The organism is Microcystis aeruginosa FD4, from assembly GCF_009792235.1.
GTDB classification, from domain to species: domain Bacteria; phylum Cyanobacteriota; class Cyanobacteriia; order Cyanobacteriales; family Microcystaceae; genus Microcystis; species Microcystis viridis.
Window position 1 is genome coordinate 5,363,399 of record NZ_CP046973.1, and the last position, 23,029, is coordinate 5,386,427.

The 23,029-nt window shown below is 44.2% G+C and carries 18 protein-coding genes and 2 pseudogenes; 8 read left to right on the forward strand and 12 right to left on the reverse strand.

Going from position 1 to position 23,029, the window contains the following annotated elements; genetic code table 11:
• Window positions 1-32: 32 nt before the first annotated feature.
• The gene (locus tag GQR42_RS26660) at window positions 33-815 is read right to left on the reverse strand and encodes a DUF3226 domain-containing protein (protein WP_158202277.1); all 783 of its coding nucleotides are present in this window, start codon (window positions 813-815) and stop codon (window positions 33-35) included.
• A complete protein-coding gene (locus GQR42_RS26665; RefSeq protein WP_158202278.1) occupies window positions 812-1,996 on the reverse strand; it encodes an AAA family ATPase in 1,185 nt (394 codons plus the stop codon). The genes GQR42_RS26660 and GQR42_RS26665 overlap by 4 nt, the downstream gene beginning before the upstream one ends.
• Window positions 1,997-2,290: 294 nt before the next feature.
• Here GQR42_RS26665 and GQR42_RS26670 point away from each other — a divergent pair, with 294 nt between their 5' ends.
• Together GQR42_RS26670 and GQR42_RS26675 are read left to right on the forward strand one after the other, a co-directional pair.
• Window positions 2,291-2,740 (forward strand): DUF29 domain-containing protein, encoded by a 450-nt coding sequence (locus tag GQR42_RS26670; protein ID WP_158202279.1) that lies wholly within the window; start codon window positions 2,291-2,293, stop codon window positions 2,738-2,740.
• Window positions 2,741-2,752: 12 nt separating this feature from the next.
• A pseudogene (locus GQR42_RS26675) lies at window positions 2,753-3,502 on the forward strand (amino acid ABC transporter ATP-binding protein).
• Between the two features lie 196 nt (window positions 3,503-3,698).
• Here GQR42_RS26675 and GQR42_RS26680 read toward each other — a convergent pair.
• The 5 genes from GQR42_RS26680 to GQR42_RS26700 all read right to left on the reverse strand — a co-directional run bounded on the left by GQR42_RS26680 (window position 3,699) and on the right by GQR42_RS26700 (window position 11,443).
• Window positions 3,699-5,264, reverse strand: coding sequence for a cation:proton antiporter (locus GQR42_RS26680; RefSeq protein WP_158202280.1), 1,566 nt, complete (start codon window positions 5,262-5,264; stop codon window positions 3,699-3,701).
• 12 nt (window positions 5,265-5,276) lie between these two features.
• Complete coding sequence (locus GQR42_RS26685) at window positions 5,277-5,435, reverse strand: hypothetical protein (protein WP_158202281.1); 159 nt, start codon at window positions 5,433-5,435, stop codon at window positions 5,277-5,279.
• 79 nt (window positions 5,436-5,514) lie between these two features.
• On the reverse strand, window positions 5,515-8,817 hold the full coding sequence (locus tag GQR42_RS26690) for an efflux RND transporter permease subunit (RefSeq protein WP_158202282.1): 3,303 nt from the start codon (window positions 8,815-8,817) through the stop codon (window positions 5,515-5,517).
• Window positions 8,818-8,823: 6 nt separating this feature from the next.
• Window positions 8,824-10,023: a hypothetical protein gene (locus tag GQR42_RS26695; RefSeq protein ID WP_158202283.1), complete on the reverse strand. Its 1,200-nt coding sequence runs from the start codon at window positions 10,021-10,023 to the stop codon at window positions 8,824-8,826.
• 286 nt (window positions 10,024-10,309) lie between these two features.
• Window positions 10,310-11,443 carry a glycosyltransferase gene (locus tag GQR42_RS26700; protein WP_158202284.1) on the reverse strand — a complete coding sequence of 378 codons (1,134 nt, stop codon included), beginning with the start codon at window positions 11,441-11,443 and terminating at the stop codon, window positions 10,310-10,312.
• 293 nt (window positions 11,444-11,736) lie between these two features.
• Here GQR42_RS26700 and GQR42_RS26705 point away from each other — a divergent pair, with 293 nt between their 5' ends.
• From GQR42_RS26705 to hflX, 4 genes are all read left to right on the forward strand, one after another.
• Window positions 11,737-11,916 carry a hypothetical protein gene (locus GQR42_RS26705; RefSeq protein WP_002738058.1) on the forward strand — a complete coding sequence of 60 codons (180 nt, stop codon included), beginning with the start codon at window positions 11,737-11,739 and terminating at the stop codon, window positions 11,914-11,916.
• Between the two features lie 76 nt (window positions 11,917-11,992).
• On the forward strand, window positions 11,993-12,340 hold the full coding sequence (locus GQR42_RS26710) for a DUF4359 domain-containing protein (protein ID WP_158202285.1): 348 nt from the start codon (window positions 11,993-11,995) through the stop codon (window positions 12,338-12,340).
• Window positions 12,341-12,455: 115 nt separating this feature from the next.
• The gene (nblS, locus tag GQR42_RS26715; protein WP_158202286.1) at window positions 12,456-14,447 is read left to right on the forward strand and encodes a two-component system sensor histidine kinase NblS; all 1,992 of its coding nucleotides are present in this window, start codon (window positions 12,456-12,458) and stop codon (window positions 14,445-14,447) included.
• A 425-nt stretch (window positions 14,448-14,872) separates the two neighbouring features.
• On the forward strand, window positions 14,873-16,516 hold the full coding sequence (gene hflX, locus GQR42_RS26720; protein ID WP_158202287.1) for a GTPase HflX: 1,644 nt from the start codon (window positions 14,873-14,875) through the stop codon (window positions 16,514-16,516).
• On the opposite strand, the gene GQR42_RS26725 is transcribed toward hflX, so the two are convergent.
• From GQR42_RS26725 to GQR42_RS30325, 4 genes and pseudogenes are all read right to left on the reverse strand, one after another.
• A complete protein-coding gene (locus tag GQR42_RS26725; RefSeq protein WP_158202288.1) occupies window positions 16,513-16,695 on the reverse strand; it encodes a hypothetical protein in 183 nt (60 codons plus the stop codon). The two genes, hflX and GQR42_RS26725, sit on opposite strands and share 4 nt — an antisense overlap.
• A gap of 719 nt (window positions 16,696-17,414) precedes the next feature.
• Window positions 17,415-18,963, reverse strand: a pseudogene (locus GQR42_RS30235) (HMA2 domain-containing protein).
• A gap of 12 nt (window positions 18,964-18,975) precedes the next feature.
• Window positions 18,976-19,125 carry a hypothetical protein gene (locus GQR42_RS26735; protein ID WP_158202289.1) on the reverse strand — a complete coding sequence of 50 codons (150 nt, stop codon included), beginning with the start codon at window positions 19,123-19,125 and terminating at the stop codon, window positions 18,976-18,978.
• Between the two features lie 183 nt (window positions 19,126-19,308).
• Entirely contained in the window at window positions 19,309-19,521 is a 213-nt protein-coding gene (locus GQR42_RS30325; RefSeq protein WP_442789589.1) for a hypothetical protein, read from the reverse strand.
• A 58-nt stretch (window positions 19,522-19,579) separates the two neighbouring features.
• Between GQR42_RS30325 and GQR42_RS26740 the strand changes: the two genes are divergently transcribed.
• Both GQR42_RS26740 and GQR42_RS26750 read left to right on the forward strand, forming a co-directional pair.
• On the forward strand, window positions 19,580-20,278 hold the full coding sequence (locus GQR42_RS26740) for an alpha/beta hydrolase (protein ID WP_442789598.1): 699 nt from the start codon (window positions 19,580-19,582) through the stop codon (window positions 20,276-20,278).
• 641 nt (window positions 20,279-20,919) lie between these two features.
• On the forward strand, window positions 20,920-21,810 hold the full coding sequence (locus GQR42_RS26750; protein ID WP_158202290.1) for an alpha/beta fold hydrolase: 891 nt from the start codon (window positions 20,920-20,922) through the stop codon (window positions 21,808-21,810).
• Window positions 21,811-21,816: 6 nt separating this feature from the next.
• Here GQR42_RS26750 and GQR42_RS26755 read toward each other — a convergent pair whose 3' ends face one another.
• Window positions 21,817-22,647 carry a hypothetical protein gene (locus GQR42_RS26755; protein ID WP_158202291.1) on the reverse strand — a complete coding sequence of 277 codons (831 nt, stop codon included), beginning with the start codon at window positions 22,645-22,647 and terminating at the stop codon, window positions 21,817-21,819.
• Between the last annotated feature and the right edge of the window lie 382 nt (window positions 22,648-23,029).

Consider the following 23,029-nt stretch of genomic DNA (forward strand, 5'->3'; position numbering starts at 1 on the left):
CAACTCCTCAAGTTTTCAGCAGATAAATATAATTATATTGATTCCATTTTAAGGAGTTGTTTCAGGAAAGTTAAGAGATTTCGTAGTGATGGTATTTGTGTTGAAGTTTGCTCGCTAATCCAGCGAGCATCAGAAATAGTTGCGGTGTTGGTTTTTCCAGGTTTAAGAATACTAGCAACTGCGGCAATAGTGGCTTTTTCTTTATCAAAAGGTTTCCAGCCAATTTGACTAATTTCTTCCTCGGAAAATTGTTGAATATATGCTTTTGCTCTGTTCATATATTCAGGATAGGCTATTTTTCCACAATCACAAAGTAGGGTATCTAAGACACCTTGATCAACATTATTAGGCAGTATATATAATCCGACTCTTGGTCTATTTTCTTGAATAGTTCCCGTGGCAGCTACTCCCCTGGGAAAGTCGGGAAAATATTCCCGAAAACCCTGATGATATTTGCGAGCAACTTCTGCTGGGTTATCTTTATCCGCATCGGCAATAATGGCAAAAGCTGATAATTCATTGTTATAATCCATATCGGCAAGTTTATTGGTTAAATTTTTAATTAATTCACTGCCACCCCCGGCATAAATTGCCACGGATAAAGTCTCAGTATAAAGAATAGATGGCATATCGAGTCTGATGTAAAGTTTTCCAGTTTTAGGAGGAGGATATTTCGGAATAAATTTTTTCCAAATTGGTTCTAGATTTGAGAGTTCTTCACATTTAGAAAACCCCAGCAGTTTACACATAACTTTCACCAGAAAAGCTTGATCATGATTACCTTCCACTCCAATCAATATATGTTCTCGACTCACCAACGAACCTCCTGTCCTAAGTCTTCTCGTAAACTTTTTAATCGAGTCCAATCATGTCTAACTACTCTAGTATAATTTTCCTTTGGTTCGAGACGATAAAGCACCAAATCTGATTCTGGTTCAGTAACTTCTAACAGAGCATCAACAGCTTCTAGACTGTGGGTAGTAGCAAACAGTTGTACATTCATTTTTTGACACCATTTAACTAACCAATTAAAAGAACTTTGCAGGGCCTCTGTATGAATAGCTGATTCTAATTCATCAATGAATAAAATTCCACCTTTAACACTGGCAAGTTTGAGAGCAATATGAAGTAAGCGACGCACCCCGTCACCAAAGGTACTAACGGGTACAAGTCCCAATTTTTCGTGTTGAATATAAATGTTAAATCTGGAAGATAAAGAATGAGGAGGTAAGAGAATTTCTAAGTCAGAAATATTACTGTCCATTTGACGCAGTAAATCGATAACATCTGTTTTAAAATTGGCAAATCTCACCTCTGAAAGCAATCGAAATTGACCAATATCAGAACGATGAGAAGCGGGACTAACCAGAGAAGTTAGTAAGCTAGGTTCTTTTTTTCCCGATAGTCTAGAGAGAGAGCTATTTTCCCAAAGTTGATAGTTTTCTTTCAGGGGATTTTGGGGATAATTAATTAAACTTATTAATTGTTCTTGAGCCAAAAATACTGTTATCGATAAATTTATACCTTTTCTTGTTTCCCATAAATCTTCATTATTATCGATTAAATCTTCGTTTTCTTCGCTAATTATATCCTTAGGATGAAGCTTGTCTTCGGGGTTGTCAATTAAAATAATTCCTTCGAGTTCTTCATAAATTGCCTCGATTTTCTGAACTTTAAAGGAGCCATTTCCTGTGATTGATATAACCCCGTGATCAAGTTTTTCTTGCTCAACAATTGGATCGTGAGTAAATAACCACTGTAGGGAATCTAGATAAGGAGTACGAGAAACTCTGTACTCTTGTTCTCTTTGTCTAGCAGTATTTAGCCAAACTTTTAGATCTAAGGGATGACAGTAAATAGATAACGCTTCGAGAACGCTGGTTTTTCCCGAATTATTAATTCCCACAAGCAGGTTAATCTGTCCGAGATTCTTGAGCTTCAGATCTCGCAGTCCTCTAAACTGGTGAATGGTAATGTTTTCTAGGCTTTTAGTCATAAACTTAGTTTAGCTGAAAAGGGTGACAAAAAACTAAGTCATCTACTCAAATGTATTGAAGTTTGAATTTAATCAACTTCTTCGGGTAAAGTCAGGATTATTGCCTCAATCAATTCAGGTGGTTATTTGGTGTAAACATGAAAAAATCTGATAAAATCAGTTAATTATGCGGAAATATCTCCGTTTAAAACTAAATAAAAAAGATTTACACTAATCCAGTACCATCCAGACCTTTTATGCTATCATACTTAGTAAAAGGTTATTTTAAATAATGTCTCCATTTGATCAAAGACAATGCTTGCTTTAGAACAGCTTTATGAAAAAGAATATGATCGCTGGTTAAGCGAGACGATCGAGTTATTAAAAAATCGCCAGTTTGATCGGGTAGATTACGAACATTTAATCGAGGAGTTGGCAGCTTGGGGACGAAGCGAAAAAACTGCTGTTAAAAGTTTAAGTTTACAAATAATAATCCAGATCCTACTCTATCAATTTTGGACGACTGAAAGAGAAAGAAATAGTAATCATTGGGCAGCAGAGATTATCACTTTTCGAGTACAATTAGAAGATAAGCTCACCACCAATTTAAGTAAATTTCTAGAACTAGAGTTAGGGAATATCTATGAAAACGCTCGCTTAATTGCCGAAAAAAAGACAGGATTAAAAAATTTACCGATAATTTGTCCCTACTCTCTGAGACAAATTCTTGAGAAACAGTGGTTTCCCGATACAGATAATCAATAAACTCTCAAAAATATGGACTCTCACAACAGGGAACCGATTATAATTGCCGAAGCGGTGGAAAAATGGTACGATAACCGCTTTCATGCTTTGCGGGGAGTCAATCTCACCGTTAATAAACAGGAATTTGTCGTGATTATGGGGCCGTCCGGTTCAGAAAAATCCACCTTTATTCGCACTTTTAACGGGTTGGAATCCTATCAAAAAGGCCGCATTATTATTGACGGAATAACTGTTTCCCACAACCTGAAAAATATCGAGGCAATCCGTCAGGAAGTCGGGATGGTTTTTCAACAATTTAACCTCTTTCCCCATCTGACGGTATTAGATAATGTCACCCTCGGTCCGATATGGGTTCGCGGTTGGAAAAAAGCGCAAGCGGAGGAAATAGCGACAAAACTCCTCGAAAAAGTCGGTATTCTCGAACAAGCGCTTAAATATCCCCCCCAGTGATCGGGAGGACAACAGCAGCGGGTGGCAATCGTTCGCGCTTTGGCCATGCAACCGAAAGTGATGTTATTCGATGAACCGACCTCAGCCTTAGACCCAGAAATGGTGCGAGAAGTCTTGGAAACGATGCAAAGTTTAGCCAAATCGGGGATGACCATGGTTTGTGTCACCCACGAGGTAGGATTCGCGCGAGAAGTGGCCGATCGAGTGGTATTTATGGATCAGGGTTTAATTTTGGAAATTGCCCCCCCAGCAGAATTTTTTAATCATCCCCAATCCGATCGAACTCAGCAATTTTTAGCAAAAATTCTTTGATTTTCCATGACTTGATGAGGCTGCATCTCAATTTTGTCGAAATATCTATATTAGATTTGGGCGCACGCGATGCGCCCCTACTATTGGTGCGATAATATTATTGTAGGGGCGAATTGCCTTCGCCCTCTTTGAATAACTTCTGCTGCTCACCAATATGTGACAGAAAGTCACACATAGGAGATGCACCCCTTGATGATTAAACCATCTCTTTTTCTGCTTCTACCTCCACTAAAAGGGGGACGAGATTTTCATTTAAACGACCTGCTCTAATTAATTCTGCGTAGGTATTAGCTTCGATATCGAGTAAAGTATCTTGAAATTGTTCGGCCACCACATCTTTTAATTGTGGGTGTTCCTGTAGTAATTTTTGCAACTGATCCCCCAAGGACTTTAATTGTCCTTCCACCAGAGTTTTTTTATAGCGATAAAATTCGGGATCGATATCGGGAAAACGTTCTGGTTGTTGCAGATAATTAGACACCCTAGTTAAAGCAATTTGACGAGCAATTAAGGACGAATATTCGGTGCGAATCGGTTGATCACCAATAAGATTGAGGAAATTTAACAGCCATTGTATAGATAATCCTTGCACCAATAAAGTAAATAAAACCACACCAAAAACCACGTCAATAATTTCTTGACGGTAGGGGATAGACGTGGGAACACTTAACGCTAGGGCGATCGAAACCGAACCGCGTAATCCTCCCCACCATAACACCGTTCTTTCCTTGAAATTGATTTGATTGCCCGTAATTAGATTACTAATTCCCCCTAGTCCAAAAATTGAGAACAGACGGGAAACCACCATAGCGGCGATCGCTATCAAAATCCCAGTTAAGTGACTACCAAGACTCTCAAAACGGGTTTGATCGCCGATCAATAAAAAGATGATAGAATTGACAAAAAAGGCGATAAATTCCCAAAATTCGCTAACTACCAGGCGCGTGCGGGGACTCATACCAATGCGCGAACCGAGATTACCGAGAATAATCCCAACAATCACCACCCCAATCACACCAGATCCGCCTAATTTTTCCGTGACGAGATAGGTTCCATATGCAGAAACTAGAGTCAGAGACTGTTCCACAAAAGGCAAATCGAAGCGTTGGGTAAGGTAAGAAATGCCGAAACCGATCACGCAACCGACACCGATCCCAATACCGACAAAGGTGCAGAAACGAGCGATCGTGACGGGGACGGAAAAGGTATCGACTCCCAAGGGAATCCCTACCAAGAGGACGAAAGCGACCACAGCGACCCCATCATTAAAGAGACTTTCCCCTTCCATTAGGATCGTCAGTTTTTTACTGGCCCCCAATTCTTTAAAGAGGGCAATTACAGAGACGGGATCGGTGGCAGCTAGGGCAGCACCCAAGAGAAAAGCGATCGATAGGGGTAAATTAGCAAAGATATGTAGGGGATAGGCGACTCCCAAAACGGAGATAATCACCCCGATAACGGCAAAAAGGACAATAGTAACCCAATATTCCTTTAATTTCGCCCAGGGAATATTCCATGCGGCTTCAAATAACAGGGGAGGCAGAAAAATTTCCAGGATTAATTCCGGGGAAAGATTCACCAGACGCAAATCTAAAAAAGCCAAACCCATACCGACAATAACTAACAGCAGGGTGTAGGGAATTTTGCGGAGGAAGGCAACGGTTCTCGATAAAGTGGCGACACTCAAGGAAATGGTCAAAACTAGCAGGAATTGCTCTAAATTATGAGCGATCGCCTCATTAGCAGTAGATTCTAGGGTCATTATTTTCAGTTATCAGAGATGGGTGTGGGGTGTGGGGTGTAGGGTGTGGGGTGTGGGGTGTGGGGAGGTGGGGAAGTGGGGTGATGGGGAAGTGGGGTGATGGGGAAAGTGGGGAGACCACTTCGTGCGCGTTCGTTGCGGGGGAGAAGTGGGAAGGTGGGGGAATTTCAACTAATACCCTAATACCCTAAAACCCCAAAACCCCAAAACCCCAAAACCCCAAAACCCCAAAACCCCAAAATCTAACACCCTAGTCATTCCCAGACTGAGGAGAGATTTTCAAAGAGGAAATGGCCGCTTCTTCTATGGGGGTTTCTGATGTATTCCTTTCCTGATCGAGAGAAGGGGTTTTCTTGCCGCCAGAACCGCCACTTTTCGGGGGTTTCGAGGAGAGGAATCGGGCCTCGAACTGTTTGATCAGCACATACAACACCGGGACAAGAAATAAACTCAACACCGTTGAAATCAGATAACCGCCTAAAATTGCAGTTCCCAGGGACCAACGACTCATCGCCCCGGCGCCGGAAGCGATAACCAAGGGCAAGAAACCGACTAAACCGGAAATAGCCGTCATCAGAATCGGTCTTAAGCGTTCCGTCGAGGCCCGGGCTGCCGCATCGGGAATACTTAAACCCAAAGTACGGGACTGGTTAGCGAATTCCACGATTAAAATCGCATTTTTTGCCGCTAAACCGATCAACATGACCAAAGCCACCTGAGCATAGATATTATTATTCACCGTCGGGAAGAGACTACCCACTTGTAGGAAATTCGCCCGCAACAGTAAGGCCCCCATGGCACCCAGGATCGCTAGGGGAACGGTAATCATGATGATAATCGGGTCGATATAGCTTTCGTACTGGGCCGCGAGGACAAGGAAAACCACAATAAAGGCTAATCCGAAGATAACCGGGGCTGCCCCGGCGGAAGTTTTTTCTTGGAAAGCTGTACCCGTCCAAGCGTAACCGAAACCGGGCTGCAGGACTTTCCGACAGACATCTTCCATCACTGCGATCGCCTGTCCCGTACTAAAACCGGGGGCGGGATTACCCTGAACGCTAATCGAGGGATAGAGGTTAAAGTTAGTGATAATCGGTGGATAGGTGAAGCGTTTGACGCTAACTAAACCCGATAGGGGAATATTGGCCCCGGTACGGGAACGGACGTAAAGACGGTTAATATCTTCGGGATTAGAACGATAATCCGCTTCTGCTTGGGCAAAGACTCGATACAAGCGATCGCCCAAGACGAATTGGTTGACGAAGTTAGAACCGAGATAGGTTTGCAGGGTGCCGAAAACGGCCTGCATATCGACGTTTTGTGCCTGTAGCTGGTTGCGATTGATGGAAAGTTCCAGCATCGGCGTGTCGGTGGTAAATTGGGTGAAAATTCCCGATAATTCCGGTCTTGTTCGGGCCTCGGCCATGACTTTATTAGCGTTGGCAATCAAAGCGTCCATGGGGAAAGAAGCGCGGTTTTGGATATAGATCTCGAAACCGCCGGTAGAACTTAAGCCATCCACAGGGGGCGCATTAACGGCGAAAGCACGAGCATCTCGGACTTTAGTGGCTAATTGTCGGTTAATTTTCCGGAGAATACCGAAAACTGACTTATCTTCGCCGGGCCGTTCCGACCATTCTTTTAACTTGACAAAAAATAGCCCTTGGTTACTGCCACTCCCAGCAAAACTAAAGCCCGCCATACCGACAAAGTGTTCGATTTCTTCGATACCGTCGAGAATTTCTTCGTTAATCTGACGGATAACCCGGTCGGTGTAGCGCAGGGAAACCCCGGGGGGCGCTTGCACCAAAACGAAGGCATAACCTTGGTCTTCTTCGGGGATAAAACCCTGGGGAGTGGTGCTATAACTCCAAGCTGTGAGAAAGAGGGCGGCGATAAAAAAGGGTAAGACCAGAAACCGGATGCGGATCAGAAATTCGATCGAGCGTCGATAGCCCTCTTTAACTGCGTTGAAACCCCGATTAAAGCCCGCGAAAAACAGTCCCAAGGGTCCGCGGGTGCGTTGGGGCGGTTTCATGATAATCGCCGACATGGTGGGGGAAAAACTGAGGGCGTTAAAGGTGGAGATGATAATTGAAGCGGAGATGATGACGGCAAATTGTCGATAAACGATCCCCACCGTACCGGGGAAGAAGGTGACGGGAATAAAAACCGCTAGTAGTACAAGAGAACTAGCAATAACCGCCGAGGTTAACTCGCCCATGGCATCGAGGGCAGCTTGAAATGGCCGCATTCCCTGCCGTAATTTTTCCGATACCGCTTCTACGATCACGATGCCGTCGTCCACCACTAAACCGGTGGCCAGAATGACGGCAAACAAGGACAGGTTATTGAGAGAATAGCCTAAAGCCAGGGCAACGGCCATGGTTCCGATCAAAGATACGGGAATAGCGATCGCCGGAATGATCGTGGTGCGCCAATCCTGAAGGAAGATAAAAATCACCAGAATAACCAGTAAAATCGCCTCCACCAGAGTGCCAAAGGCTTCTTCCAGGGAAGCGGCTACAAAAGCCGTATTATCGAGGGTGATGGCGATATTTAACCCCGGGGGGAAACTTGGTTCTAGTTCCGCCATTTTTTCTTTTACCAGTTTGGCAGTATTCCAAGCGTTGGAACCGGGTAACTGATAGACGATATAGACAACGGCGGGGGATTTGTCGAAATAGGCGGCGGTACTGTAGCTTTCGGCTCCGATTTCTGCCCGTCCTACGTCTTTAATTCGGATTAAATCGCCATTTTCCCCCACTTTGACGACGATATTTTCCGCTTCCTCCCCGGTGGCAACCCTACCAACGGCGCGAATGGCGATCTGGAATTGCTGATCCTCGGGACTGGGATCACCGCCAATTGTCCCTGCACCCACCTGAATATTCTGTTCTCGGATTGCCTGTACCACTTCGAGTGCCGATAGCCCCCTAGCGGCTAAGGCATCAGGATTAAGCCAAAAACGCAGGGCGTATTCCCTCTCCCCGATGATGGTTGTACTACCAACCCCCTCGATCCGGCGAATCTCCGCATCGATAACCCGATCAACAAAGTTACTTAAAAAGACCGTATCGTAGGGATAATTGCCCTTTTCGTCCGGTTTGGCGGAAATCCCGTAGGCAAGGGTAACGCTGGGGGATTGGGTATTGGTGGTCACCCCCTGCCGGTTCACTTCTTCCGGTAAACTAGCGGCGGCGGTACTGACGCGGTTTTGTACCAAGACTTGGGCAATGTTACGATCCATTTCTACTGGGAAATAGACATTCACTGTACTTTGTCCCGTGTTGGTACTCTGGGACTGCATATAAACAATCTGTTCTGTCCCGTTAATCTGCCGATCGAGTACCGTGGTAACGTTATCCTGTACGGTTTTGGCATCGGTTCCCAAATAGTTGGCATTTACCGCTACCTGAATAAATGCCAACTGGGGCAGTTTTTCTAGGGGTAAAAAGGGAATAGCGATCGCTCCGATCAAAACGATTAAAATCGAGCAAACTGTGGTCAGAACGGGTCTTTTAATGAAAGTATCGGCAATACTGAGGATCATAGGGCGTTACTGGTTCATTTTTTCTAGGATAGTTGCGGCGGTGGGAGATTTACGAGTCAGATAGTTAAATATTAATAGTTTAAAGATGGTATCTAGGATAACGGGAACAGTGGCCACAAACAAGCTAATAAATGTAATATTTTCCCGCCAACCAAAGTGCCGGAACAAAGTTTCTAAGATTACCGTCCAACCCTCCGCCGAGTGAAACCCGACAAATATATCGGTAAAAAGAATAAAGATAAAGGCTTTGGTAATATCATTTAAGCTGAGAAAATAACGACTAACATAGGCTTGCGTAATTGCCAATTGTTGACGACCAAAAATTAGGATCGCAATAAAGGCTATTAATCCGGTAATATCGGAGAGTAAGTTTTTCCAACCATCTTGACTTTCATAACCCGCTTCTTTAAATAATTCCTGTACCTGTTCCCGAAAGGTTTCTTCTGATTCATGTCCTGCTTTTGCTACTCCTAAAACGTGCTTGATTTCTTCAATTTCTTGAAGTCTAGCAAATTCCCTGAGATATTTTTCGCCTATTTCCTGAGAAATATAAACTTCTGATATTTTCGCTCTATCCACACCAAAATAGTTTAAAACAGGGCTAAAAATAAAGTTTCTACTAATAACCTGCACCGAGAGAGGCACTAAAATAATAATCAGGATAAAACGAATAGCGATGCGCTGCTGTTGTCGTAGGGTACGGAGTTGTTTGATGACAGTTTGTTCGTATTCGGGGGTTAATTCTTGCCGGAAGTTAAAAAATTTATTACTGGTTGCAGGAGAAATTGTCTGGTTAGTTTTATCGCTAGAGCTATCACCAGTGAGATTCGCTTTAGGCAAATTTGGGGTTTGATTATTCGGTAATGGGGGCAGCAATTCCTCTAAGTCTAGGCGATATTTACCGATAATATCCTCGATCGCTTTTAAAGTCCCTAGGATGTTATTATTTTCTGGGTTAGTTTGCGGGTTAAGAAAATTACCCAGACGCACTTGAGTTAAATCGAGACGTATCTGGAATAATTCTCGTTCTAGGGTACTTTGAAAGTAATCATAAACACTTTTTCCTCCCACGGCAGCCGGGGAAATTTTTTGTCCCCCAAAATGTTTATCTTCGATCGCTTTAATTTTCAGCGCTCTCTGATAAGCTGATTCTAGGGCCACTAAAGAGCGTCTTTCTACCCATTGATTAACTCGATTCCAAGGCACGGCTATAATCCTCGCTTTTCTGTCATCACAATCACCACGGTAAGCTATCAGCGTTGGCTAGATATCCACTTTCGAGAAATATCCATAATATTACATTTTGAGCGCAGGTGATGCACTCCCACCACTGGGGAAATAATATTATTGTAGGGGCGAATTGCCTTCGCCCTCTTTGACAACGTTTCTCATCAAGATAAAGTGTAACCTAATTTGTTATCGACCACCGATGACTGACTCCCTAAAACGAAAACTTCCTAGCTCACCATTAAGATAACTGCTATCATTAAACTTAGCAATAACTTTTAGATATTGAATGTTCCTCGACAAATAAACTATAGTTACTTTGAAAGATTTCAGGAGTAAATTTATTAGCCTGTTGCCGACAATTTTCTGGAGCAATTTTATCACCGTGATCGACAAAATATTTAACCGCTTCTACCAAAGATTGGGGATTTTGTTCCCCAAAAAGTAATCCCGTTCCTTGGGGAGAATTTTCCCGCAGATCCCGCACGGTTTCTAAAGCACCTCCGGCAGCAAATGCAATCACGGGAGTACCACAAGCTTGCGCTTCCACTAAAGCAATACCAAAATCCTCACAAGCAGCATAAATAAACGCTTTTGCTTTCGACATATATTCTGCTACCATTCGATCAGAAACCGCACCTAAAATCTGAATATTATCCCTCGCTAACTGTCGAATCAAAGCCATCTGAGGACCATCTCCAATAACCACTAGGGGTAATCCCAATTGATTAAACGCTTCCACAATTAAAGGGACTTTTTTATAACTAACTAAACGAGAGACTACTAAATAAAAATCTTCTTTTTTCTCTTGGTAGGGAAAACGCTCGATTTGTACGGGAGGATAAATAACTTTTGCCTCCCGTCGATAACAGCGCCAAATTCTTCTAGCGGTGTGGTGGGAATTAGCCAGAAAATAGTCCACACGATTAGCAGAAATCACATCCCACTGACGCAACCCATGCAAAAGATAACGGGTGAAAATACCGGGTAATCCCTGTCCTAACTTGCTATTAGCCAGATAGTCAAAAGTTAAATCCCAAGCATAACGCATCGGAGTGTGACAATAACAAATGTGCACCTGATCTGGTCGAATTAAAACCCCTTTAGCCACACAATGGGAGGAGGATAAAATTACATCATAATCCTCTAAATTTAACTGCTCGATCGCTAGGGGAAGAAAAGGTAAGTATTTTTGGACGCCATTGCTCGCTTTCGGGAAATTTTGCAGAAAAGTTGTCCCGATCGAGCGACCATAGAGATAACTATCGGGATTAGTGGACTCAAAATCGATCAAAGCGTATAAATCCGCCTCTAGACATTGTAAAATCTCCCTAACCACTAATTCTGATCCCCCCGTCGCCTTTGGGGTTAACCACTCGTGAACCAGAGCGTACTTCATAGGATAATCAATAATCTCAGCGGTTATTATAGCAGTAAGGGATCAGCAGTTTAATAGTTCGCTTTCTGGCTTTCTCTTGCCCAAAATTACCGACACATATCAGATCACGGTAAAAAACACTAGAAAGAAATTATTAAATTTTTATTGAAAAATTGCAAAGTTTAGTAAAAATTACTAGCAAGATCAGATGAGCGACTCCATAATGGGGATCAAGGAAAAAATAGACTTAAACCGATTGGGATCAAGAAAAACTAGCTTTATATACAGAAGATAACTAATTAATGAGGTTTGCTATGATCACCCTGCAACAAGTGCGCTGTCCTAATTGTGGAAATTTTGCCGAAAGACAGCATATTTTAGAACACCATCTCGTTAGCACCGCCTGTTCTCACTGTGATTATCTGTTAGTTAGTTGCAGTCTCACAGGAAATGTACTAGAGTGCTATGCACCCGGTATTGGTTTAAGAAATTAACACCGCTCCCTAGCCAGATCGAAAATGTCTTGTCAAAATTAGAGTGGAGAAGACAAAATCAAGGAGCTAAGTAGCTATGGGGGGTAATTTCTTCAAGGCAGCGATCGCACTAGGGGTGGTAGCGGGGGTGATGGGATTGACCAATCCCCCCCAAGAACTTTACAGCGAATACGCCGCCGAAAAACTCCTCGCTCATGCCGACAAAATCGCTTGCGAGAAAATCAGTCTCTGTGGCTCGATCGATTCTTTGCCAGTGGCAGCCAGAAATATCATCAAAAATCAAATCTTAAAACCAGCGATCGAAACCTCTAGTCAACGGCAAAATTTAGGTGTGTTCAGTATTTACACCACAGAAGTACCGGGGGTAGCTAAAATTAGAACTCTTGGCGCTTTTGGGCATTTCTTGACTTTCTCGGAGACTTAGGCTTTGATTAGTGCCGGTTTAACCGCTACCGGCTTAATAATGAGTTAAGATGATCATGTTAACCCGCGATTTGAGCGATAGACTCCTCAAGAACACCGATTAATGCTGCCTAACCGTGTTTAATTTTCTGCCCAGTCTCCGAGAAGCGATCGCCCGTTGGTGGTCTGAGTTCACCCTCCAAACTAAATTAATGGCTGCGGCTACTTTAGCCGTTTCTTTGTTGATGAGTGGTTTAACCTTTTGGGCGGTTAACACGATCCAGCAGGATGTGCGTCTCAATGATACCCGTTTTGGCCGGGATTTAGGGCTGTTATTAGCCGCTAATGTCTCCCCCCTCATTGCTGAGGACAATTTAACCGATTTAGCCCGTTTTTCAGCCCGTTTTTATAGTAGTACCTCCAGTGTGCGTTATTTGATCTACGCTAACGAGGAGGGTCAGATATTTTTCGGCATTCCCTATTCTACCGCCGAAGTTAAAAATTCCCTGACGATTGAGCGTCGCATTCAATTACCGGAAAATTATGGCGAAAATGCGGAAACTCCCCTCGTCCGTCAGCATAAAACCCCCGACGGTGAAGTAACCGATGTCTTTGTTCCCTTAAATCATGAAGGCAAATATTTGGGAGTATTGGCGATCGGGATCAATCCTAACGCTATTGTGGTCGCTTCTTCTAATCTAACCCGTGATGTTACTATTGCCGTTTTTGTCTCGATTTGGGCCATGGTGATTCTCGGGGCAGTTTTTAATGCTTTAACTATCACCAAACCAATCAAGGAGTTATTAGTCGGGGTCAAAAATATTGCAGCGGGAAATTTTAAGCAGCGCGTTGATTTACCCCTGGGAGGAGAGTTGGGGGAATTAATTCTCAGTTTTAATGAAATGGCGGAAAAGTTAGAACGATACGAAGAACAAAATATCGAAGAAATGACCGCCGAAAAAGCCAAACTAGATACGTTAATGTCTACTATTGCTGATGGGGCAATTCTCTTAGATACTAACTTTCAATTATTATTAATTAATCCCGCAGCTCGGGAAATATTTGGCTGGGAAGATCGGGAAATTATCGGTCAAAATGTTCTACATCTTTTTCCTCCGGAGTTAACGGTTAAACTAACTAAACCTCTCTATCAAATTGCGGCAGGAGAAACCCTCCAGCCAGAAGAATCCGCTAATCAAAATCAGAAAAATGCTGTTATTGATCAGGAAAATAATAACTATTCCCCAGCAGAATTTAGATTATCTTTAACTAACCCGAAACCCTGCACAATTCGCATTTTGTTAACTCAGGTATTCGATCAGTATCGGGAGAATGTCCGGGGAATTGCCATGACGCTACAGGATATCACCAGAGAAGCAGAATTAAATGAGGCAAAAAGTCAATTTATTAGCAATGTTTCCCATGAGTTAAGAACCCCTTTATTTAACATCAAATCTTTTATTGAAACCCTGACAGAATTTGGAGAGGATCTCAGCGATACAGAAAAAAGAGAGTTTTTAGAAACCGCCAACCATGAAACCGATCGCTTAACTCGTTTAGTTAATGATGTTCTCGATCTTTCTCGGTTAGAGTCCTCCCGTAACTATAACTTAGATGCGATCGATATCGGACAATTAATTGAACAAACCCTAAGGACTTATCAACTAAATGCTAGGGATAAAGGACTAGAATTAAGCTCGGAAATTGAAGCAAATTTACTACCAATTTTGGGCCATTATGATCTACTTTTACAGGTATTAACTAATCTAGTCGGTAACTCCCTAAAATTTACTCCTGCTGGCGGCAAAGTGATGATTCGTGCCTATAAAATAACCAGAGATAATCCCCAAGAAACTGTCAAAATTCGCGTGGAAGTATCCGATACTGGTATTGGCATTGATGCCGAGGATCAAAGTGCCATATTCGATCGCTTCTATCGGGTAGAAAATCGCGTTCATACCCTAGAAGGGACGGGATTAGGATTATCGATCGTCAAAAATATTATTGAAAAGCACTATAGTCAAATTAATTTGATTAGTGAAGTGGGAATTGGCACAACTTTCTGGTTCGATCTAGACATATATCAAGGCTCGATCGCCAGCAAGAAAATTAACGACGTGAGTTTATAAAAGCCGTAAACGGCTCTTCTGGTTTCTGTGTGGAAACGAGGTCTATACTGATAGAATATCCGCAAAATAGTCCTAAAAGTCTTGCCCAATAAGCACTTTAGTATTCCATAAGCAAAAATTATCACACAAAGTCGAGAAGAGCCAGATAAAATACTGAAAATAACCATTGATACTGCCCAATTTTACCCTAATTAGGGCTGGCTTCTAGAGAACAGATAAGTGGCTAGACACAATTAATTACACATATCCAACTACCTCTTACATGAGTGCATGAGTGCCTATCCTAACCAAGAAGTTAATTTTGCCCTATTACTTAAAAGAGCAGCGAGTGTCAAAATCGCTACAATAATACATAAAATCCGGCGTTGTGAGGAAAGCCTATCGATACCATCTTCGGTAATACCCAGGGACTGAAAGCCAGTCAAATGAAACAGCTACAAAGGCTGTACCATGAACGCTTGCCCATCGATACTCTCACCACCCCAGAATTCGCCCAAAGACTGGCGGCTATCAGTACCGATATCCATCAACCCCTCTGCACCTATATCAACCGTCGCGGCCAGGTAATTCGTGTGGGAGTGGGAACCCCCCGACAAACCCAATTTTCTCTCTTGGAACTACCCCGCTACGGTTCCGAGCGTCTTTGCGGAATTCGTTGCATCGCCACGGAACTCAAGCAGGAATCGCCAAAAGAATCCAGTTTAACCGCCATGGCTCTGCAAAGATTAGACGCACTGGTGATCTTAACTCTAACCGGTACAGGCATGATCCGTCGCGGTGGTGGGGCGACCGGTTATGTGGAGCAAGTCTATCTGGCTCATCTCATACCACAAAGTCAAACAAATGTCAATAGTAATATATACTGGTCTGTCTCCGCTCCCTTAAATCTAGAGGATTTAAGCAAACAGGACTTTTTAGAGTTAGTCGAAGGACTAGAGGCGGAGTTTCAGCGAGAATTTACCGCTATAACCGTTGATAAAGCCGAAGATCGGGTGCTATTGGTTGGTTTAATGACCGAGGGGATGAGCGATCGCCAGTTCGAGGACGGTTTAAGCGAATTAGAACGTTTAGTTGATACCGCCGGGGGTAAAGTTTTGCAAGTCACCCGACAAAAACGGGATCATCCCCATCCTCAAACAGTGATCGGTTCGGGAAAAGTGGCAGAAATAGCCCTACAGGTGCAAACTTCGGGGGCTAATTTAGTTGTATTCAATCGGGACCTTTCTCCCGCCCAAATTCGCAATCTAGAGAACCAAATCGGGGTGAGAGTGGTTGATCGCACCGAGGTAATCCTGGATATTTTCGCCCAACGGGCCCAATCCCAAGCGGGTAAACTACAGGTAGAATTAGCCCAATTAGAATACACTTTACCCCGTCTCACCGGGCGCGGATTAGCCATGTCGAGATTGGGGGGAGGAATTGGCACTCGCGGACCGGGGGAGACAAAATTAGAAACAGAACGCCGAACTATTCAACGTCGTTTATCCCGTCTCCAGGATGAGGTGGATCAACTGCAAGCTCATCGTTCTCGTTTACGCAAACAACGGCAAAAACAAGAGGTGGCCAGTGTGGCGATCGTCGGTTACACCAATGCGGGAAAATCTACTTTAATTAATGCTCTCACCGCTGCCGAAGTTTATACTGCCGATCAACTGTTTGCTACCCTTGATCCCACCACCCGACGCTTAACTATTACTGATACCCTCACCCAAGTCTCTCACACCCTTTTACTAACCGATACGGTGGGTTTTATCCATGAATTACCCCCCTCACTGGTGGATGCTTTTCGGGCAACTTTAGAGGAAGTAACGGAAGCAGACGCCTTACTCCATCTGGTGGATCTCTCCCATCCAGCTTGGGAAAGTCAGATTGCCTCGGTGTTAAAAATCCTCTCGGAGATGCCGATTCAAACTGGTCCGGTGTTAATGGTGTTTAATAAGTTGGATCAGGTAAAAAGCGAGGATTTGGAAATAGCCAAGGAAAAATATCCCCAAGCTGTTTTTATCTCGGCTATTCGTCGGCTAGGATTGGAAACTTTAAAACAAAAGTTAATCGATTTAATCGCTTAAGTATAGCAGTAAGCCGTCAGGAGCCAGTCCTCAGGAGACAGCAGATTGCTTTTATTTATTCTCCCCACTTCATAATTCCCACTTCCCACTTCCCACTTCCCACTGATAACTGAATTGTCCAGAACTGAATCCAATAGAGAGACTAGGGGAAGAACTGAAAAAAGAGAGCAAATGGTCATGCTTTAAGCCTTTAGAGGAATTGGAAGTCAAAGTAGATGAATTATTTAAGAAGTTAACACCCCCAGAGAGTTGCTTCTCTCACAGGATTTCCCTTCATCCTTGATGCTCTATCTGCAATGAATACAATTTAATTTGGTATTATTTGAAGGTGGAACATGACGCAATCGCCAATAAAAATGCCAGGTTTTTGAACCACGCTTTGCTCAAAACCTTGCACCTAAGTTGACGCTTTTTCAGCAGAACCTAATTAGGGCTTGCAGCAAAAAGCGTCAATTGGCTGGTGATGGGGTGAGTTTCGTAGTGGTCTGTCAAAGGAAGAATGACGGATAATAGGAGAGTTAAATTCAACCCAATGAGTACCAATTATGCCAGCTAAAAAATATATCGTCTCTCTAACAGAGAATGAGCGAGTCTATCTGCAAGAATTAACCCAAAAAGCAGCAATTCTCATTTTGAAATAAATGATGAATTAACCCCTATTGTGAACCTCAAAGTTTAGTATAAAAGAATTATGTTGTCAGATAAATGAGAATTGCTGGGAAAAAAGCTTAAGCTTTGCGAGAATTGGCCGCCTCCCACTTGTCCTAGCCGACTTGGCTGTTGGTATATATTTACTCCCTCAAGAAATCAAGCATACAATTTAAATTGTAAAATGTCTTGACAAAACTCCAGAAAAAGTGGACATTAAATCAATAAAAGTCGACAAAAGTGGATCAAGTTAGTTTGATAACGACGGGGTTTTAAACCCATTTACTAATACTCCACCAGAATGTCCACAGCGGTTAGGTTTCAGGGAGCGCAGGCTGTTCAGTTCTGCGAGGATGGCTGAACTGCCGTTGATTGCGGCGGCCGCCACCGGATTGAGTACCCAAAACGCCCCGACTGCCACCACTAACAGGTTGGGCAGAGTAGCGATCGCCAAACTCCTGTATGCAGTCGCAAGGGTATGCCGCGCCGGGGCAAAGGTGTAGCCGAGGGGCTGGATATCTTGGCTGTGCAAGATGACATCTGCGGCCGCTTCAAAATCCCCTCTCCCTAGAGAAATGACCACCTGATTCCTCCTGGGCAGCCAAGTAATCACTACCACTGTCGGTTATCCAAGCGACTCGCTTGCCTTGGTAGCGCAACTGTTCTCGGAGGCACTCAACAGCAGCCGCATCGGTGGCGAAGTAGATGCACTCAGAAGGGATGTCCCAACTCACCGGCAGCTCCGGGGTAATCAAGCCCTGGAAACTTTCGCAAGTAAAGGCCAGAGTATCCACCTGAGCCAGCTTTTCCAGTACCCTGGCATTGCGGATGTAAACGCCTTGTCGCGCTGCCGCCGTCAGGGTAGAAACCACTGCCAAGGGAGTAACGCCCCGCAGGGAAACCCCGATGTCGAGGGGCAGCACCGCACTCGCTCGCCCCAAGTCTCCCGTCACCATTGCCAAAGTGCCGCTCAGGAGCAAAGTGGGGACGATCGCTCCTTGGGCGACGGGTTTGAGGTTCTGGAGTAGTTCGGTTTTTTCGACGGAATGTAGCCACCCTTCTCGATCTGCTTCGGGAACGGGCGCGAACCGCTGCCGGTCAGAAAGCCAGTGGATTTCTGCATCTTCTTGCTGGAACAGCAGGTATAGCTCGTCTTCTAGCTGTTGGAGCTTGCCCGGTTGCAGGCTCTCTGCCACTGCGGCCAGATTGAGGGCGATCGCACCAGCTACGCCGTTGCCCTGGAGCAGTTGGGCACTTAACCAGAGGGCATCGAGGCAGTCTATTGTCACTTGTCCCTGCTGGGTGAGGGCTTAGCCAACCCTCTGCCAGAGAGGAATTGAAGCCGCAAGGACAATTCCCCCCACAATCGAGAAGGGCAGTTCTAGGGGAGCAGCAGCGATCGCCACGGCTAAGGCTAAGGCCGGCAGCCCTAAAGTTGGCCAAGTCCCCTGATTCCTAGCCCCGACTTTCTCCCTTAGCTCTGGCTCTCTTTCCCGGCCGGCCGCTGGGATGGCCGCTTGCAAGTAATCTAGGATGGCCGTTGCTGACAGCGCTTCCGCCTGGTAGGAGACAATCAGGGAGCAGGCGGCGGCATTGATGCGGCTCTCGCTGATGGCAGTGGTTCTAAGCAGCGATCGCTGCAAGCGTCTGGCAAATTCGTCATCCCAATTGAGGCGGGGAATGCGAATTCGCAGCCGTCCCGGAATTTGATGGGCGACTTGCCAATCTACCCACTCAGGGGGTGCTGGGGAATTTTTTGCCGCTTGAACTGGCGCGGGAGTCAGAATTGTTGTCGTCATGGTGAGGTGATTCTAGAGAGGCCACCGACCAGCAGCGACGATCAGCAGCGGGACGAACAAGACATTCAACAGCAGGCTGGCAGCGGCGACGACGGCAGCGACGTAGATGACATCAGTCATAAATTTGGCAACGCCAGCAAAAATATCGGCAACCCAACTCATGGTTCTGTCCTCCCAAGGGAATTTTCAAGGCTATAATATTGAATTGTAGCAATAATTTTGGTCATTGCCTCAACGGTCTAGTGGCGGCGGCTGCCCCCATCGGGAAAAGTTATCTTCCCATCCATGGAACCCATCAGTCCCTTGTCATGGGTTAGACCAAAAGAGAGCAAGTGAACTTTTGCTTTAACTCAGCATTTGTATGACAAATTTCAAACAAAAATTAGGGCGGATATTAGGCTTAGGAATGCTTTCTCTGCTTCCCTCTTTCTCCTTACTGGCCGCAGAAAAAATCACCTTTTCAGTCTTCCCAGCAGGGGAATTTAATATATCGTTGAAAAGTTTAGAAAACTTTGCTGAAACTGGTAAAATAAGCTCCGATTTAGTTTGATTTACCAAGGATTTTTCCCCTGAAGACTTAGTACAACTCCGTCATGTACTTAATGAATCTTTCCCCATTAATGAAGTAGAGGCATTTAGGTTTTTTAATACTGCCTTTGGGCAAGAATTGATCAAACAATTCAGTCAATTGATCAAAAGTCCACCGGATCAAAGTCAACCCTTATTAGAAGGTGCTATTATCTCATCTGTCGCCAATCTTGATGGATTAAACATCATTAATGTTCTCAAAAACTATGATAGTCCAACCCTAGCTTTAAACTTAGAAACTGTCCGCAATAGCATTGATGAAGCCGACCAATTATATCAAGCAACAGAACGTATTTTTAATTGGTTAGATCCTCAAGCGCTGGCCGAAGATATCCCCTTACCCTCCTCGATTAATTTATCTAATTTAGCAACCAAGGGAAATCAAACTTGGACATCAGAAACCTTAAGGATTCCTCGTCCTAATAGAGACCCTTTAACCGTCTTTGTTTATCTTCCTGAAAAATCCAGCAAACCGGCTCCTTTAATTGTCATTGCACCTGGCTTAAATTCCGATTTTCAATCCTTAAGTTATGTCGCTCAACATTTAGCTTCTTATGGTTTTGCCATAGTGGGAATTAATTTTCCTGAAAGTGATGCCCAAAGGCTGTATGATGCTTTGCATGGGTTAGATACTTTGCCCACACCTAATGTTTGGATGGAACAGCCGAAAGACATAAGTTTAGTATTAGATACCTTAGAACAAAAAATGCAATCAGATCCCAATTAGCAAGGTAAAATAGACACCCAAAATACAGTAATTTTGGGTCAATCCTTAGGAGGATATACCGCAATTGCCACAGGAGGGGCAAATATTGAAGGTTCTTCGGTAGGTAGTATGCTAGGGACTCTTTGCTTATCCTGAAAACCTTATGCGTCAAGTCCAGAAGAACCGAATACTTTAAATGAAAAAAACCATTGACTAATCGCAGTATTGAGGTTTTTCCAAAGCCGTTTTTACCATAAATAATAGTTATTCTTTCCTCCCTATTGAGATGAATTGTATCAAATATGCCAAAAAGATGCGTAACTGTAATTTGTTTAATTCTCATAATTTCACGGGATCAAGTGATTAAACTTAGACGACTCTATACATTTCTTTCACTAGACGCACTCTACTACTCATAAGTTTAGAGGATCGAGGCTTTGAAGCCAGAAATTTTGGCAGACGTTTTCAAAAAACGCCTCTAGATACTGTATCATACCAAATCCGTTTTTAATAGTATGATTAACTCCTCATCGAACTTTAAAAACCCACTCCCTTCTCCCTTCTCCCTTCTCCCTACTTCCCACTTCCCCTCTCCTAGCCGCCACTTAACCTGACAGTATATATTAAGAAAAGCAACAAATACTTTACACATACAACAAAGTATGCAGCAAATTCTAGGATTAGAGACACAACCAAAAATCTGGCATTGGCGGGGATTCAAAATCACCTATCAAAGTGCGGGGGAGACAGGACCGGCGATCGTGCTTGTGCATGGATTTGGGGCATCTTGGGGACATTGGCGAAAAAATATCCCCGTTTTAGGCGAAAAATGTCGCTGTTTTGCCCTAGATTTAATTGGTTTTGGCGGTTCCGACAAACCCGAACCAAAAAACCAGATCGATTACACTTTCGAGACTTGGGGGGCGCAAATTGCCGATTTTTGTCGGGAAGTGGTGGGGGGTCCTGCTTTTTTGGTGGGTAATTCCATCGGTTGTGTGGCCATTATGCAGGCTGCCGTCGATTATCCCGATTTTGTCCTTGGGGTAGCGGCGATCAATTGTTCCCTCAGACTACTGCACGAAAGAAAACGGGGGAAATTACCCTGGTATCGTCGTTTAGGTGCAGATATTGCCCAAATAATTCTCAAAAATAAAGCAATTGGGGCTTTTTTCTTCCAACAGATCGCTAAACCCCAGACAGTGCGTAAAATTCTCCTCCAAGCTTATCGGCGCTCGGAAGCGGTAACGGAGGAATTAGTAGAAATAATCTTAAAACCCGCCAGAGATCAGGGAGCGATCGAGGTTTTCCTCGCTTTTACTGGTTATTCTGGCGGCCCGCTGCCAGAAGACCTACTGCCGATTCTTCCCTGTCCGGCTATGCTGCTTTGGGGTAGCGAAGATCCTTGGGAACCCTTGCCCTTGGGCCAAGAATTAGCACGATTCCCGACAGTAAAACAGTTTATCCCCTTAGCCGGTTTAGGCCACTGTCCCCAGGACGAGGCCCCAGAAATAGTTAATCCGATTTTATTAGACTTCCTGCAAGCTCATATCTAAATCCCTCTAGTAACCAGAAGGCCGGGCATTAATGGGTTGTTGGATGGAGAAACCTCGGTTATTACTTGGAGGGGGAACTTGATTGGGGGTGCCATTATTGTTCGGTGGCATTCCCTGATTGGGATAACCAGTGACGTTAGGTTGATTGCCGTAGACGGGGGCCTGATATATGGGGGGTTGATAATAGTTGGATGGGTTGCTAGAGCCGGAGACCGGGTTAGGGTTGGCATTATTCCAGGAGCGTGGGGGCGGAACATTTTGTTGTTCAGGGGAATAATTTCTCTGGGGGTTGACTGGATTCGGGTTGCCGCCAGGGTTGAGATTAGGAGAATTATTCGAGTTAACAGTCCGCGAGCGATTTTCGATTTCCCTTTGTAAAGGATAATTGCTAGTGTCGCCACTAATCGGTCGCACTTGAATCGGTTGCAGACTTTTACTAGCCTTCGGTGCCTGATTTTGCTTAGTCGGCGGCATTAACGGGGCGAATAAAGATGGTTTCTGGTTGTTATCGGTATTAGTATTTAAAGGATCAAAAGGCTGCGTCGAGGCTGGTTTCTTCAGGGGAGCGGTATTATTATTGGCAGGAATGGCCGGCAGTGGTACAGCAGTGGGGGGAGGAGCATCGGTAATCTGGTCAGCCTGGATTTCCCGTTCCTCCAAGGACATTCCTGGGGTATCCAATACCGAACCCAACCATTCAGGATGCTGTTGATATACCCAGAAAGCAATTAGAGCCAAGGAAAATATCCCTAACGGTAGCCAAAATAAAGGTTGGGCAAAGGGTTTTAATCCTGCCAAGAAATAGCGCATGGAAGAAGAATCTTTATAGCCACTCATACCGCTTCACTCTCTATAGGTTCTCCTCTATGCTATCAAATCAGTGAGCAGTTATCAGCACCCGAAGGACGCTACGCGCCCTAAAAAGAAAAAGAGAAACCTAGGGGTCAACCCTGATGTTCTCAACCTGGAAGTATCCCGAACTGGTAGTGATTCGCTAGATGAACCAGCTAACCCTATTACAGAAACCGATCAGGTTTTAGGGGTTGACTTAGGGCGAACAGATAAGCTGTTGACTATCTAGGGGTTGCTGAATAAATCTAAAAACCTTGTTGGGTAAGTCTTTTAGACTTTTTTCCCCTCAAAAAGTACCCGATCGGGGGAGTGATCGGGGGGAAAATTCAGGGACTTTTTCCCTGAAAATTAGGTAATTGACCCCCCC

Coding starts and splice junctions, on each gene's coding strand:
- GQR42_RS26710 (WP_158202285.1), top strand. CDS start 11,993: ATGGGGGGTAATTTCTTCAAGGCAGCGATCGCACTAGGGGTGGTAGCG.
- GQR42_RS26735 (WP_158202289.1), bottom strand. CDS start 19,125: ATGAGTTGGGTTGCCGATATTTTTGCTGGCGTTGCCAAATTTATGACT.
- GQR42_RS26725 (WP_158202288.1), bottom strand. CDS start 16,695: ATGACCATTTGCTCTCTTTTTTCAGTTCTTCCCCTAGTCTCTCTATTG.
- hflX (WP_158202287.1), top strand. CDS start 14,873: ATGAAACAGCTACAAAGGCTGTACCATGAACGCTTGCCCATCGATACT.
- GQR42_RS26755 (WP_158202291.1), bottom strand. CDS start 22,647: ATGAGTGGCTATAAAGATTCTTCTTCCATGCGCTATTTCTTGGCAGGA.
- GQR42_RS26690 (WP_158202282.1), bottom strand. CDS start 8,817: ATGATCCTCAGTATTGCCGATACTTTCATTAAAAGACCCGTTCTGACC.
- GQR42_RS26705 (WP_002738058.1), top strand. CDS start 11,737: ATGATCACCCTGCAACAAGTGCGCTGTCCTAATTGTGGAAATTTTGCC.
- GQR42_RS26680 (WP_158202280.1), bottom strand. CDS start 5,264: ATGACCCTAGAATCTACTGCTAATGAGGCGATCGCTCATAATTTAGAG.
- GQR42_RS26750 (WP_158202290.1), top strand. CDS start 20,920: ATGCAGCAAATTCTAGGATTAGAGACACAACCAAAAATCTGGCATTGG.
- GQR42_RS26670 (WP_158202279.1), top strand. CDS start 2,291: ATGCTTGCTTTAGAACAGCTTTATGAAAAAGAATATGATCGCTGGTTA.
- GQR42_RS26700 (WP_158202284.1), bottom strand. CDS start 11,443: ATGAAGTACGCTCTGGTTCACGAGTGGTTAACCCCAAAGGCGACGGGG.
- GQR42_RS26665 (WP_158202278.1), bottom strand. CDS start 1,996: ATGACTAAAAGCCTAGAAAACATTACCATTCACCAGTTTAGAGGACTG.